This window comes from Hyalangium ruber (assembly GCF_034259325.1).
Classification (GTDB): domain Bacteria; phylum Myxococcota; class Myxococcia; order Myxococcales; family Myxococcaceae; genus Hyalangium_A; species Hyalangium_A rubrum.
Genome location: NZ_JAXIVS010000021.1, coordinates 100,494 through 115,513, shown reverse-complemented (window position 1 = coordinate 115,513; position 15,020 = coordinate 100,494). Strand labels below are relative to the sequence as shown.

The window sequence follows — 15,020 nt, the reverse complement described above, 5'->3', positions numbered from 1 at the left end:
TCAAGCAGGCAGGCGATCCTACTGTCCGGGTCCTCTCTCTCCCGCCGGGGCGCCATACGAGAATTTGGGGCCCCCTGCTGATCTGAGCGTACAATTCCAGGCGTTTTGTCCGACCCCCGACCCACCCTGCTCCTCGTCGACGACGAGCCGGACGTGCTGGACATCCTCAGTCGGATGTTCCAGCGCCAGTACCACGTCTTCACCGCGACCTCCGGCCCCGAGGCGCTCTCCATCCTGCGCACCCACACGGTGGACGTGCTCGTCACCGACCAGCGCATGCCGGAGATGACGGGCATCGAGCTGGTGACGGCCGCGCGCGAGGAGGGCCTCGACGTCACCGCGCTGCTCCTCACGGGCTACACGGAGCCCGAAGACATCATCGCCGCCATCAACCAGGGCCAGGTCTACCGCTACATCACCAAGCCCTGGGAGGTGACCGACCTCCTCATCACCGTGAAGAACGCGGTGGAGTTCACCCAGCTGCGCCGCGACAAGGAGCGGCTGCTGCGCCAGCTCAACCAGCGCGTGGAGGCCCTCTTCGTCCTCTATGAGGTGAGCCGCGCCAGCGCCTCGGATCCGCCCAGCTACGAGGCCATCATCGACCGCGTGCTCAGCGCCGTGGCCCGGGTGCTGCCGTATGACTGCGGCGCGGCGCTGATCGCCCCCGACGACTCGCGCAGCGCCATCCTGCGCCTGCGCTGCCTGGGCACCGTGGGCGAGAAGGCCCTGCTCAGCGTCAAGGAGTCCATGCTGGGCGCCTACCGGCGCAGCTCCGGCAACCTGCTGCCCGAGGACCGGCTCACCACCCGCGTTACGGGCAACATCTCCCAGGACGACAGCGCCCCGGCCGTCTACCCCAGCCAGCTCACCGTGTCCCTGGTGGCCGGCGGCAAGCCGGTGGGCATGCTGTCGCTGTTCTCCGAGAAGCCCCAGGCCTTCAGCGAGGACGACGGGGTGCTGCTGGACACGCTGGCCAATCAGACGGCCGACGCCATCCAGAGCCTGCGCTCCGTGGAGGAGGAGGCCCGCCGCCGCATCGAGCGCATGGTCGAGTCGATGACCGACGGCGTGCTGCTCACCGATGAGGCGGACGCCATCGTCGTCATCAACCCCGCCGCCCGGGAGCTGCTGCGGCTGGGAGACGACACCGCCACGCTCACCGGGCGCATGCTGGAGGAGCGCCTGGGCTTCGAGCCCTCCGAGCTCATCCGGGGCTGGGAGTACAGCGGCTCGCAGGTGCTCAAGGAGGAGGTGGAGCTGTTCGACCGCCACATCCAGGTCACCGTCACCCCGGTGAATGACGCGCGCGGCAACGTGCGCGGGGTGTGCGTGGTGCTGCGCGACGTCACCGAGCAGAAGATGCTCGAGGACCGCAAGGACGAGTTCGTCTCGATGGTGAGCCACGAGCTGCGCACGCCGCTCACCTCCATCTCCGGCGCGCTGGACCTGGTGCTCAACTTCCTGGCCGGCCCCATCAACGAGAAGCAGCAGCGCTACCTGGCGCTCGCCAAGGAGTCCACCGAGAAGCTCAACGCCCTGGTGGATGACCTGCTGGACCTGGCCAAGTTCGCCAAGGGCCGGCTGCGGATGAACTTCGAGCTGGCCTACCTGGACGAGCTGGTGCGCCGCGCGGTGGAGAAGTACGGGCCCGCCTTCCAGGAGCGGCGGGTGAAGGTGTCCACCTCGCTGCCCCAGTACGGCCTCCGGGCCATGTCCGACCCGAACCGCATCAACCAGGTGCTCAACAACCTGCTCACCAACGCGGTGAAGTTCACCCCGGAGGGCGGCGAGGTGGTGCTGGAGCTGCGGGCCACCTCGGCGCTGCCAGGCTACGTGTCGCTCTCGTGCTGGAACAGCGGCGAGCCCATCGCCGAGGAGAACCTGGAGCGCATCTTCGACCGCTTCGAGCAGGCGCGCACCCCCGCCAACCGCACCGTGCGCGGCACCGGCCTGGGCCTGGCCATCTGCCGCCACATCGTCGAGGCCCACGGCGGCCGCATCTGGTGCGAGCCCAGCAGCCAGGGCGTGCGCTTCGTCACCGTGCTGCCCGCCGAGCCTCCGCGCGAGCTGTGGCAGGAGGGGGCCGAGGTGCCTTCCTCCACCCCCAAGCGCCCCGAGCCGCGCGGCCGGGTGCTCGTCATCGAGAGCGAGACGGAGCTGGCCTACCTCGTCAAGGGCCTGCTCATGGGGCGCGGCTATGACGTGCGCATCGCCAGCACCGCCGAGGAGGGCATCAGCGCCGCCCGTCGTCACCACCCCGACGTCATCCTCGTGGCCGTGCGGCTGCCGGACGTGGAGGGCCTGCGGCTGGCGGAGATCCTCCGGCACGATCCGGACACCCGCCGCACGCCGCTGCTGATCAGCTCCTCCTTCGATGAGCGCCAGCGCGCCTTCCGCTCCGGCGCGGACGCTTTCCTCCTGCGGCCGCTGATGGCCGACAAGCTGGTGGCCACCGTGGACTCGCTGGTGCGCGGGCGCACCGGCCAGCAGCACGGTCGCGTGCTGGTGGTGGATGACGATTCGAAGATCTCTGGCATCTGCAGCGAGGTGCTGACCAGCCTCGGCTTCGAGGTGTCCGTGGCCGGCACTCTGGAGGACGCCCGCCGCGTGCTGCGCGAGCGCCGGCCGGACGCCATCCTCCTGGACGTGGGGCTGCCCGACGGCGATGGCTTCGACTTCATCGAGGAGATCAAAGCCGAGCGCGCCAGCGGCCACATCTCCGTCATCTTCATCTCCGCTCGCGCGGAGACCGCCTCGAAGATCCGCGCCCTGAAGCTGGGCGGAGACGACTACATCACCAAGCCCTTCGACGCGCTGGAGCTGGGCGCCCGCGTGGAGAGCGTGCTGCGCCGCAAGGAGCAGGAGCTGGGCGCCTCGCCCACCACGCAGCTTCCGGGCTCCAACTCCATCGAGCGCGAGGTGCAGCGCCGGCTCATGGCACGCCGGCCCTTCGCCTTCTGCTACCTCGATCTCGACAACCTCAAGGCCTACAACGACTACTACGGCTTCGCGAAGGCCGATGGCGTGGTGCGCCAGACGGCCGACCTGCTGCGGGAGATCTTCGCGCAGGAGGGCTCGCCCGGAGACTTCCTGGGCCACGTGGCCGGTGACGACTTCGTCTTCATCATCAACCCCGAGTCCGTGGACCGCATCTGCCAGCACGCCATGGAGGCCTTCGACCGCATCATCCCGCTCTATTACGACCGGCAGGACCGGGAGCGGGGCCACATCGAGGCGGAGGACCGCTTCGGCGAGAAGCGAAAGGTTCCCATCATGACCGTCTCCATCATCGCGGTGATCAGCGACGGCGTGTCCCATGACCATGCCGAGCTGGCCCGGCGCGCCGCGGACTTGAAGAAGCGCGCCAAGGCCATCCAGGGCTCGGTCTTCCTTCGCAGCGACCGCGATCGCGAGAGCCGGACCGTCACCGGATGAAGCTCTACCAGCAGCTCATCCTCTTCATGCTGGCGGTCACCGTGCTGCCGCTGGCCGGCGTGGGCTTCTGGCTCCTGTCGAGCTCCGAGGCACAGCTGGCCGCGCGTATCGCCGGCGAGCAGCGGGCGCTGGCGGTGGCCACCGCCGAGAGCGTGGACGCCGCGCTGATGAAGACGGTGGACGCCATGGCCCTGGTGGTCGAGTCCTGGGACTGGGCCGGCCTCACCGAGGAGGAGCTCCACGGCGCCCTGTCCCTGGTCTACCGCCAGTCCTCCGCCGTGAGCGCCGTGCTCCGCCTGGACGCCGAGGGCAAGCCCCTGGGCCGCGCCGTCTTCTCCGAGAAGGAAGGGGAGGGGCCCGAGGGTCACCCTGGCTTCGATCCGGTGAACCTCGAGCTCCTCGCGCGCGCCGTGCCCGTGCAGCCCCTGCGCTTCGGCGACAAGGGGCAGGCGGCGCTGGGCCGCGTATACGCGCACCAGCAGAGCGGCCGCGCCGCGGTGGCGGTCGCCATCAAGCTGGAGCCGGGCGAGGGCGCCTCCTTCGTGTTGGCGGAGATCGTCTTCAAGGATCTGGAGAAGCTCCTGACCCAGAAGGCCAAGGGCTCCCTGGGGCGCATCGATCTGGTGGACAGCGGCGGACGCATCCTGGCCAGCTCCCACCCCCAGCGGCGCCTGCGCGATCTGGAGCCCGAGGTCGCCGCGCACCTGCGCACCCAGGGCGCTGAGATCGAGCAGAGCTTCCAGACGTCCGATCCCCCCCTCCGGGTGAGCGCCGCGCGCGTGTCGGGCAAGCTCGACTTCAACGTGGTGGTGTCCGTGGACGAGGAGCGCGCCATGGGGCCGGTGCGCTCCATGCGCTCCACGGTGCTCATGTCCATTGGAGGCACGCTGGCGGTGCTGCTGGCCCTGGGCGCGCTCTACACCCGGCGCATCACCGAGCGCCTCTCGAAGGTGGTGGAGGGCGCGGAGGCCTTTGGCCGCGGCGAGCTCGACCGGCGCGTGAAGGTGGACGGGTTCGATGAGATCTCCGCCCTGGCCAGCACCTTCAACCACATGGGCGCGGAGCTGGAGGCGGCCCGTGCCCGGTTGATGCGCTGGAACGATGACCTGCGCGCCAAGGTGGACGAGGCGATGGCCGAGTTGCAGGCCGCCCAGGTCCAGTTGCTCGAGGCCCAGAAGCTCGCGGCGGTGGGGCAGCTCGGCGCCGGCGTGGCCCACGAGCTCAACAACCCCCTGGCCGGCATCCTCGGCTACGTGCAGCTCATGTTGATGACCCGCCCGGATGCTGATCCGGACCTCGACATGCTGCGGAAGATCGAGCTGAGCGCCAAGCGCTGCAAGGAGATCACCCAGAACCTGCTGCGCTTCTCCCAGCAGAGCCAGCGCGCCGAGATGCGGCCGATGGACCTCAACGCCGTGGCGCGCGACGCGCTGTCGCTCACCGAGAACCAGAGCAAGGCCGAGGGCATCACCCTGGCCATGGAGCTGGCGCCCGAGCTGCCCCGCGTGAAGGCCGACCCGGGGCAGACCACCCAGGTCATCCTCGCCCTGCTGTCCAACGCCCGCACGGCGATGCTCAAGGTTCCCACCAAGCAGCTCACCGTTCGCACCGGCGAGCGCGAGGGCCGCTGCTTCGTCGAGGTGGAGGACACCGGCAAGGGCATCGCCCCCGAGCACCGCGAGCGCATCTTCGAGCCCTTCTTCACCACCAAGGACGTGTGGTCCAATGTGGGGCTCGGTCTCTCGGTCGCCTACCGGGTGATCAACGAGGCGGGCGGCAGCATCGAGGTCCGGACCGAGCAGGGCAAGGGCTCATGTTTTACGGTGTGGCTGCTCAAGGCCTGAGCGTGAGATAGCCTTCGATCGGTAATGTCCGGAACCCCCCCCATGAAACGCCAGGCGCCCTTCCTCATCGGGCTCGTGTTGATTCTGGCGGCCCTGCCGCTGGGGTACTTCCTGTTCCTGCACAAGCCGCCTCCGCCTCCGCCTCCTCCGCCCGTGGTGGCTCCGCCGCCCGTCGTCGAGGCGCCCGTGCCCGACAAGCCCGTGGAGATGGAGATCAGCGAGGTGTCCGGCACCGTGGAGGTGCGGCGCAAGGACGGCACCTGGCAGAAGGTGGAGAAGGGCGTCACCCTGCGCGCCACCGACGCGGTGCGCACCCGGGACGGCTCGTACGCCGTGCTCATCGGCGGCGAGTCGGTGTTGGTCCGCATGGACTCCGGCACCGAGGTGACGGTCGAGCAGCTCAGTGACTCGCTCTCCCGCATCATGCTCGCCAGCGGTATGGCGACGACCACCGTGCGCCCCGGCAGCCGGCACACCTTCGAGGTGAAGGCGGCCAACAGCGACGCGGTGGCGCGCGCCACCGAGGGTACCTTCACCATGAGCAACGACGGCGAGGGCACCGTGGCCGTCGGCTCGCGCGAGGGGCAGGTGGAGTTCGTCGGCAACGGCAAGGTCGTCATCGTCCGCGCCGGCCAGCAGTCCGTGGTGCGGCCGGGCTCCAACGGACCCTCCGAGCCGACGCCCGTGCCCGCCAGCCTCCTGCGCAAGGTGCAGTGGCCCGCGGGCCGCCAGAACAAGCGCGAGATCGTCGTCCAGGGTCAGGCCGAGCCCGGCATCCGCCTGGAAGTCGGCGGAGAGACGTTCTCGCCTAGCAAGGACGGCTCCTTCACCCGCACCGTGGCCCTCAAGGAGGGCGAGAACGAGGTGAAGATCCGCGCCGTCTCCGTGGGCGGAAGCCAGCAGGAGGACAGCCAGAAGTTCAGCGTCGACACCCGGCCCCCCGTCATCAAGAAGCTCAAGACGCCGTGGGGTAACGCCGGGGGGCAGATAACGCCCGCCCAGCCAGATAGTCCTTGAAAGCTCGGGAGTGCGCTGGCGTGGGGGTGAGGCAGGATCTGCGTCAGAGGCGGTAGATAGGATTTCGGGGAATCCGGAGAGCCTTGTAGAGTCGAGGCTCTGAACCGGCTCCCTCTAGTCCTGCTCCTGCTGCTCTCCCCGGCAGCGCTGGCGGATACCCTCGAAATCCTCGGGCCATCCGAGGCGGTCCCTCCCGAGGGCTTCTCCGTGGCACTCGTGCGCCGAGACGCTGCCGGTACACCCGTCGCGATCCAGGCCCCCCTGCTGTCCGCCGAGGGCGCGGAGGTGCGCCCCGGGACTCCTCAGCCGCCGCTCAGCTCCTTCCTCGTCGTGCCCCAGCCGGGCGCCCGGACCGTGGTGCTGCGCGCCAACGCCTCGGGCCTGCAGGCGGAGGCCCGCTACGCCATCGGGCCTCCCACGGCTGGGGTGGCGCTCGCGCTCGAGCCCGAGCAGCCGGTGAAGGGACGGGACACGGAGGCGGTCCTCACCGTGCGGCTGCTGCAGCCGGACGGCACGCCGGATGACTCGGGCTCCCCGCCCGTGGTGCGCGCGAACGTCGGCCGCGTGGAGGAGCTCTCGCGCACCGGCCCTGGCACCTACCGCGCCCGCTACGTGCTGCCCACTACCACCTATCCCGAGGTGGCCGTCCTCGTGGCGCTCTCCGCGTGGCCGCACCCTCAGTCGATCCACGGCGCGTACGGGCGGATCCTCGTCCCGCTGGCGGCGGCGGTGCCCCTGTCGGGCGAGGCGGAGCCGGATGCGCAGTTCTCCATCACCATCGAGGGGAAGACGTACGGGCCGACGCAGGCGGGCCGGGATGGGTCCTTCCAGTTGCCGGTGGTCGTCCCTCCCGGGCAGCGGATTGGCCAGAGCCGGGTGGTGGACCGGGCGGGCAACGTGCGCCGGCGCTCCATCGATCTCGGGCTGCCGCCCACGGACGGATTGGCCTGCGTGCTCAACCCGCCCCGACTGCCCGCCGATGGCGCCGCCCGCGCGCGGATGCTGTGCGCGGCGAGTGATGCGCGAGGCCGCCTCGTCCCGGACGCGCGCGTCACCGCCAAGGTTCGCCACGGCACCCTGAAGGGGCCTCAGCGCGCGGAGGGTGGCCTGCTGGAGTGGATCTACACGGCGCCTCGGGGGCTGCCCGCGCAGCCCGAGAGCATCCTGGCGACCTGGCCGCAGAAGGGGATGAACTCCCGGGAGGAGCTCTCGCTCCAGCTCGTCCAGGGCCCCGCGGAGAAGGTCTCGGTGAATCTCCCCGAGGCGCAGGTCCACTACGGCTCCACGGTGCAGGTGTCGATGGCGGTGGAGGACGCGTTCGGCCGCCCACGGCCCGGGGCCCAGGTGGCGCTCGGCGCGCCCGTGGGGGAGCTCTCCGCGCCACGCGAGGAGCGCCCCGGCTTCTTCCAGAGCACCTGGACGCTGCCCGCTGAGGGCGAGCGCCGGGAGATCTCCTTGACGGGGAGGGCCTTTGGCCCGGTCGCCACCGAGCCGGCGCGCATCTCCGCCTGGGTTCGCGATGGGGAGCTCTTCCTCGGGGTGTCGAACCTGGCCGGCCTGCCCATCCCCGAGCAGCCGCTGAGCATCGGCGGCGAGTCACGCGTCACCGGCGCGGATGGGACGATGAGCCTGGGCCCGCCACGCCCCGGCAAGCTGGAGGTGGTACACGGCGTCTGGTCGGGGCTGCGCAGGACGATCCATGTGCTCGGCCCGAGCGGGCTGGTGTACCCGGTGGATGAGCCCCTGGTGCCGGCGCCGGTGGTGCGGGCGGTGCGCCTCGAGCCCGCCGTGCCCGTGAACATCCGGCTCCAGGTGGAGGGCGCGCGGGTGACGTATTGGATCGAGGACGCGCAGGGGCGCGTGCTCCCGGATCGCAAGGTGCATGTGGTGCTCTCCTCGGGGCGCATGGAGGGCAGCGAGGCGCGGGAGGGGCGCACGCGCTTCACCGTCGTGGGGGCAAAGCCTGGGCGCGTGAGCGTGTCCGTGGCGGACGTGACGACAGGGATGACGGCCGTCGCCGAGGTGAAGCCGTGAGAGGGTCGGCATGGGTGGTGCTCGGAGTCGTCCTGCTGTCCTGGGCGAGCCAGGCGCAGAGCCCGGTGGAGGATCCGCCGGCGCTCGCCTCGACCCTGGCCGGCCGGGTGTGTGAGGACCGGGATCGCGATGGGCGCTGCGGCTCCTCCGAGCCAGGCCTGGCCCGCGTGCGGTTGGTGCTCGCCACGGGGCGGGAGGTGCTCACCGACGCGCAGGGCCGCTACCACCTCACGGGCGTGGACTCGCGCACCCCCGATGCGACGGGAGGACTCCACCTGCGCCCCGGCCGCCACCGGCTGCGGCTGGACACGCGATCGCTGCCGCCAGGAGGGCAGGCGACTCCCGAGGCGGTGACCTTGGAGGTGCCCTGGGGCGCCGTCGTCCTCCAGGACTTCGCGGTCCGCCTGCTCGTGGAGTCCACACCGCCCCTGGCGCCCACCCACGCGGAGGTGCCGCCCCAGGCGGAGGTCGTCCAGGAGGGGATCGCCTTCGTCGTCGCCGGGCAGGCCTCGCCGGGAGATCGCGTCCGGGTGGAGGACACCGAGGCCGAGGTGGATGCGGACGGCACCTACCGCGCGGTCGTGTCGATCCAGCCGGGGGAGAACCGCCTCGGCATCACCGCCACCTCGCCCGGTGGCTCGGTGCGCTTCTTCCGCCAGCGGGTCGATGTGGTGCGGCGCGAGGGCAGCTGGCTCATCGCCCCCCGTGCCATCGAGCCCTCGGGCGCGGTGCGGCTGCCGGGAGGCCGGGAAGAGGAGGTGCCCAGCGGCAACGTCTCGCTGCGCGTGGAGGCCCCGGAGGGCACTCGGGTGCGCGCTCCCCAGGGCGAGGTGACGGTGGGGCCCGAGGGCCACGCCGAGGTGCCGCTCACGCTCACGCCAGGCAAGAACCCGGTGACGCTGGAGTTCGAGCGGCCCGGAGAGCCGGCCCGCAAGGAGACGGTGGAATTGTCCGCCGTGGCGCGGCCCTTCCTGGTGGGCCTGTTGGATCTGGAGGGTGCGTACCTGCCGGGAGACGGGGCCTTCCAGCTTCGCGGGCGCGGCGCGGCCCACGCCGAGGCGCGGCTGGGCGACTTCGAGCTGCGGGGCGAGGTGGATCTGCGCGACACGGATTTCCGGACGCTGCACTCGGAGCACGCCTCGTCCTGGCTGCGCCCACGTCTGGTGGAGCGCCTGGAGCGGAGCCTGGATCCCGAACTGGCCCTGGAGGAGTGGGGAGACGACTCCACCAGCCTGACGCCCAACGCGGCGGAGGGGCGCCTGCGCCTGGAGGCCCGACACGACGCGTACGGGCGCGCGGGCTTCGGGACGTACCGGGCCCTGCTGGCGGACCGGGAGATCGGCCGCTACCACCACCCGCTCTTCGGCCCCTTCGCGGAGCTGAAGACGGAGGCCGGCCCGGCCCGCGTGGGCGTGGATGCCTTCGCGGGCAGCATGACGGATCCCGTCCGGGGCCTGGCCGCGATGCCCGCGCACGAGGAGCTGCACGCCACCGGGGGCAGCCTCTACTTCCTGGGGGCCTCCGCCATCGTGGAGGGCTCCGAGGTGCTGCGCGTGGAGCTGCGAGATGGGCTCACGGGGCTGCCGCTCGCCGAGCGCCACCTGGTGCGAGGCCGTGACTACGAGATCGATTACTTCTCCGGACGCATCCTCCTGGCGCGCCCCTTGTCGCTCCTGGCGGGCACCTCCTGGCTGCGCACCGACGCGCTCACGGCGGTGCCCGAGCCCGTCCTGGTCGCCGACTATGCCGCGCTCGACTTCTCCGGCTCGCACGACACGGTGGGCGGTGAGGCCTGGGCGGAGCTGGCGGGAGCCCGGCTGAGCTTCGCCGGCGTGCGAGAGCGCCGCGCTGGCGCCCCGTACCAGCTCCTCACGGGCCGGGTGAGTGGCGCGCTGGGGCCCTACACGCTGTGGGCCGAGGCGGCACGCAGCGAGGGACAGGCCATTCGCGCCGGGGTGTTTGGTGTCTCGGATGATGGCGGCCTCACCTTCCTGCGGCCCTTGTCGAGCACCGCCACGGGCGGTGACGCGCTGGGGTTGAGGGTGAAGGGCCCGGGGCCGCTCGGAGGAGGCTCGGTGGACGCGGCCTTCCGCTGGCGGGAGCCGGGGTTCTCCGATGGGGCCCACGCGGAGAGCGCGCTCTTCCGGCAGATCTCCCTGCGCGCCGCGCAGCCGCTGGGGCCCGTGCGCCTCACGCTGCTCGGGGATGATCGACGCTCGGCCGACCCCCGCCTGCCGTTCGAGCCCGGAAGCATCGCCTCCCGGACGCTCGGCCTGGGCGTGGGCTACGAGCGCGAGAGCTGGAGCGCGCGCCTGGAGCTGCGCGATGCCTGGCTGCGCGCCTCCGAAGTCCCGGGCGTGGGGCCGGTGCTGGAAGGCGGTCGCACCTCGGTGGGGCTCCAGGGCCGGCTGCGTGTGCATGAGCGGGTGGTGCTCTCGGCGGGCCACCGGCAGGCGCTCATGCGTCGCGGCGACGGGCCGGGCAGGGTGGATGACTCGTTCTCCTCCGCGGGCGTGGACCTGACCCTGGATGAGGACACCACCGTGGGCGTGCGCGGAGGCTGGGGCCCGGAGCTGGGCCCCCAGGTGTGGGCCGATGCCTCCGTGCGCCGAGGGCCCGACGTCTACTACGGCGGCTACTCGGTGGACGTGGATGGCCCGGACTTCGGCGCGGGCCGCGCGGTGATGGGGGCGCGCACGGAGTTGGAGGATGGCACCAGCGTCTTCGTGGAGGACATCAGCGCGCACGACGCGAACGCGGTGCGCGTGGCGCGCGCGGTGGGCTTCCAGCAGGCCGTCGCCGGAGGGCTGCAGGTGGGCGGGCGCTACGAGCGCGGAGTCCGCCACCCGTTGGATCTGCCCTCCTCGCTCACGCGGGATGCCGCGAGTCTGTTCGGCCAGTGGACGCTCGCGCGCCTGCGGGTGGAGGGCAGGGCGGAGCTGCGCCGCGAGGAGGGCACGCCGGTGCGAGGCGCCGCCACCTCCGTGGACCGGCTGCAGGCGGTGGTCTCCCTGGCTGGCGAGGCGCTGCTGCGAGAGGACCTGAGCCTCTCCGGGCGCCTGAACTTCGCCCGCACCCTGGGCGAAGAGCAGCTCGAGCAGCGCCTGCTGGAGGGCTCCACCGCCATGGCGTGGCGGCCGGGGCCGTGGCTCCTCGTGGGGCGCTACAGCATCACCCGCGAGCTGCTGCCGGGAGAGCGCAACGCGTTCGGCGAGCGCTCCCTGCAAGTCTTCTCGGTGCTGCCCGCGGTTCGCCTGGGCGATCGCTTCTCGGTGGCGGCCGGCCTGCACGTCGGGCGCTCGAGCCTGGGCGAGGAGGTGGGCTGGGTCTGGACGGGCACGTTGCGGCCCGCGGTCCGGGTGGTAGGAGGTCTGGAATTGGGGTTGGAAGGCGCACGCCGCGGCTCGGCGCGCGAGGGACAAGCGTTGACTGCCTTGCGTGGCGAGGTGGGCTACCCGGTGGACGAGGGCCTACGCTTCGCCGCAGGCTACACGCTGCTGGGCTTCAGTGGCCTGGGGCTGTCGGGAGACATGAAGGATGAGGCGGACCGGCTCTATGTCCGAGCGGAAATGGCCTACTAGGACCGGGTTCCGCATCCGGCTCGCGCTCGTCGTCGGCTTCTTGCTGGCGATGATGGGGACGGCGCGCGCCGACTGGGAGATGCGCGAGGTTCCTGGCACTCCGGATGACGTGGAGGTGTGGCCCAACGGCCTCTACTCCGTGTCCACCACACAGGGTGCCTACCTCTATGCTCCGGGGGGCGGCACGCTGCGCAGCCTGCCCGGCTTCTGGGCGGTGGGCACGCACCTGTCGGATGGGGGCTGCTTCGCCGCGTTCCGCAGGGATGACGGCGTGGAGAGCGTCCCCACGGGCTGCGCCCCCTCGGCGGACCTTTTCGCCACGGGCGATGCGCCGAACCTCACGCGGGTAAAGCACACACGAGCGGGCAATGCCTTCGCGTGGGGCGTGGACACCGTCTCGGGCTCGGCGCTGCTGGCCTACGGCGATGGAGGCGTTCGCCAGCCGGGGCCCTGGGCGCTGCTGTACAACGAGCCGGGCCTGACGACGGATGCCCTCGGGGTGCTCTCGCTGGACAGCGGCGAGCACGCGCTCGTCGGTATCCGGCCGGGCGCGATGGGCTTTCTCTGGTACCGCGGGGATCAGCTCCAAGCTTCGTACGTGGCCCCCGGGCCCTACACCCCCGCCTCGCCGCTGGCGATCGAGCTGATCCCCTCGGGGACCGCTGCCCCGACGGCGCTGCTGGCGACGACCTCCGGCCTCCTGCGTGGGACGCTCGATACCTCGGCGTTTCCCTTCGCGGAGGTCGATGTGCCGCCCCAGTTCCGGGGGACCACCGTCGCCAGCGTGGATGTGAACACCGACGCGGGCACTGCCTACGGCGAAGGCTTCGGCATGGCGCTGGCGCCGCAGCCGGGCGGCTCGGTGGTGCTGCGCGCCGTGCCGGGCACCCGGCCCGAGGAGTTCGGGACCACCTGGAGGGTGTCGCCTCGACAGCCGCCGCTCCCCGCTCCGCCGCGCGAGGTGGCATGCCGCGGCGCGGAGTTCTGTGTCCTGACCCTGGGCCGGATGCCAGATGCGGGAGTGCCGAACATCGCCTTCTACCGGAACGTCCACGCGCCGGTGGTGGACGCAGGCACGGATGCCTCCGTGCCCGAGTCTTCGGTGGGAACGATCTTCGTCAGCGTGGATGACCTGGACGGAGACCCGGTCCGCGTGACGGTGGAGCCTCCCGAGATGCGGATGAACGGGGTGCATGTCACCTCGGCGGTGCGGGAGGACGGCGTGGAGTTCACGGTCGATGCCGGCCCCCTCTGCGAGGGGCAGGCGGTGCATTTCGAGCTCGTCACGGCCGATGGGATGGCGAGCCATCAGCGACGGGTGGGCGTGGACCTGCGGGTGCGCCATACCCTCCCGCCCGAAACGCCCGAGCTCACCACAAACCGACTGACGGTGCAGGCCGGTGGGGACGCGGGGGTCATCGAGCTGTTGCCTCCGACGAATCCCCGGTGCGCGATCACCGACTACTACTGGGAGGCGCAGACGCCGAGCGCGCCCGCGATCGCGCCGGGCAGCATGAGCGCGACCTTCCCGAGCCCGCCCACGCTGTGCGCCGAGAACGGGGTGAGCTACTTCTACCGGGTCTACGCCAAGGACAAGGAGGGACTGCTCTCGTCGCCCGCCGAGTTCGGTGTGCAGGTGCGCCCCTGGGGCACGCCGTACGCGCCCTTCGGGGCCGGAGCGGGCGCGGCCCTGAATGCGGGGCAGAGCCTGACGATCGAGCCCCAGGCCGAGCACGCCTGCGTGGGCAGCACGGGCTACCCGGGGGTCGATACGGTGTGGGATCTGCCGGCGGGAGCGCTGCCTCCGTCGAAGATCCAGCTGCTCACGGAAGATGGCAGCCCGGTGACGACGACGCGGGCGGTGACGCCGCGGCTCACGGTGCAGACCGAGGAGTGCGCGAGCGCCGTCCTGCCGTTCTCGGTGCGCCACGTGCCGAAGGACGGCTCCGGGATCCTGGGGCCCGTCTCCGCCTATGAGGTGACGGTGAACCCCAACTGGGTGCCGCTGTCCGCCGGGCAGCCGGTGCTGACGGAGACCTCCTCCACGTCCCAGGGCGTGACGGGCACGGTGACGGCACCCTGGCTCAACTGCATCTCTGAGCGCGGAGGGGTGAAGGCGAACCTGCGCCTGGAGCGCGAGGATGGCAGCGTGGCCCAGCAGGGGACCTTCAACGTTCCCGGGCCGTGGACGTTCCCCCTGGGCGACCGGTGCGAGGGGGCGCGCTACCGCGTGGTGGGCCAGCTGGTGGGAGGCGCGGGCGTGCAGGGAGGGGCAGGGCTCGGAGAAGACATGCCGGGCACCCTGGCGGAGGATGCCGAGCTGACGGTGAATGTTCCGCCCGTCACGATCCCGCTGGAGCCGCTGGAGGCGCCGCGCCTCACTGCGGTCTGTGGTGAGGCGGCCCGGGGCACGCTCCAGCAGCGGTTGCCGCTGGGACCGTGCGCGACGGTGCCGCTCACCTGGGAGCAGATTGACGAGGATGGACCAGCGCTGACGCAGCGGGTCTTCACCGGGCCGAGGATTGACGTGGAGACCCAGGACACGGACTTCGGCGCGCTCATTGGCCAGTCCGTGGTGCTGCGCGTCACGGCGAACAACGGGTTGGTGTCGCGGCAGGAGCACACCGTACCCATCACCGTGGAGCCCTTCGTGGCGCTGAGCCGCCGCACGGAGCGGCCCGCGGGTGGCGAGACGAACCTCATTGGCGTGTCCGTCGAGCTGCGCAACACCACGGCGTGCGGCGTGCGCGAGGTGGTACACGAGGAGCTCCTGGAGGGCGCGGACTACGTCTCCGGCAGCGCGCGCTTCAACGGCGCCCCGGTGGAGGCCACGTTCGACGGCACCCGGCTGAAGGTGAGCGGGCTGGTGCTGGAGGGCGGTGCCACCGGGCAGCTCAGCTACGTGGTGCGTCCGAAGCTGCTCGGGTCGCAGCGCTTCGAGGGCCAGGCCTCCCTGCGGACCGTGCCCATCTCGCGGGCGCCGGAGGCGCCTCTGTCCGGGTGTGGTTGCTCGGGCGGTGGCTCGGGAGCGGCGGCGCTGGGGCTGACCGGGCTGCTCACGGTGCTGCGCCGTCGTCGCAAGCGCTGAAGGTGGAGCGAGGGCACCCGG

6 protein-coding genes are annotated in these 15,020 nt (G+C 71.6%); all 6 read left to right on the top strand.

Features of this window, described 5'->3' with window-relative positions:
- Positions 1-105 precede the first annotated feature (105 nt).
- The 6 genes from SYV04_RS39745 to SYV04_RS39720 all read left to right on the top strand — a co-directional run bounded on the left by SYV04_RS39745 (position 106) and on the right by SYV04_RS39720 (position 14,999).
- Entirely contained in the window at positions 106-3,435 is a 3,330-nt protein-coding gene (locus SYV04_RS39745; protein WP_321551300.1) for a response regulator, read from the top strand.
- Positions 3,432-5,279, top strand: a complete 1,848-nt coding sequence (locus SYV04_RS39740) for a sensor histidine kinase (RefSeq protein WP_321551299.1) — start codon at positions 3,432-3,434, stop codon at positions 5,277-5,279. The genes SYV04_RS39745 and SYV04_RS39740 overlap by 4 nt, the downstream gene beginning before the upstream one ends.
- A gap of 42 nt (positions 5,280-5,321) precedes the next feature.
- On the top strand, positions 5,322-6,296 hold the full coding sequence (locus tag SYV04_RS39735) for a FecR domain-containing protein (protein ID WP_321551298.1): 975 nt from the start codon (positions 5,322-5,324) through the stop codon (positions 6,294-6,296).
- Positions 6,297-6,503: 207 nt separating this feature from the next.
- Positions 6,504-8,330 carry a hypothetical protein gene (locus tag SYV04_RS39730; protein ID WP_321551297.1) on the top strand — a complete coding sequence of 609 codons (1,827 nt, stop codon included), beginning with the start codon at positions 6,504-6,506 and terminating at the stop codon, positions 8,328-8,330.
- Complete coding sequence (locus SYV04_RS39725) at positions 8,327-11,911, top strand: flagellar motor protein (protein WP_321551296.1); 3,585 nt, start codon at positions 8,327-8,329, stop codon at positions 11,909-11,911. The genes SYV04_RS39730 and SYV04_RS39725 overlap by 4 nt, the downstream gene beginning before the upstream one ends.
- Positions 11,886-14,999: a hypothetical protein gene (locus tag SYV04_RS39720; RefSeq protein ID WP_321551295.1), complete on the top strand. Its 3,114-nt coding sequence runs from the start codon at positions 11,886-11,888 to the stop codon at positions 14,997-14,999. Before SYV04_RS39725 ends, SYV04_RS39720 begins: the two co-directional genes overlap by 26 nt.
- The last annotated feature ends 21 nt before the right edge of the window (positions 15,000-15,020 follow it).

Bases quoted from the DNA above. Each gene is read 5' to 3' on its own strand.
- SYV04_RS39740 (WP_321551299.1), top strand. From the start codon at position 3,432: ATGAAGCTCTACCAGCAGCTCATCCTCTTCATGCTGGCGGTCACCGTG.
- SYV04_RS39735 (WP_321551298.1), top strand. From the start codon at position 5,322: ATGAAACGCCAGGCGCCCTTCCTCATCGGGCTCGTGTTGATTCTGGCG.
- SYV04_RS39720 (WP_321551295.1), top strand. From the start codon at position 11,886: ATGTCCGAGCGGAAATGGCCTACTAGGACCGGGTTCCGCATCCGGCTC.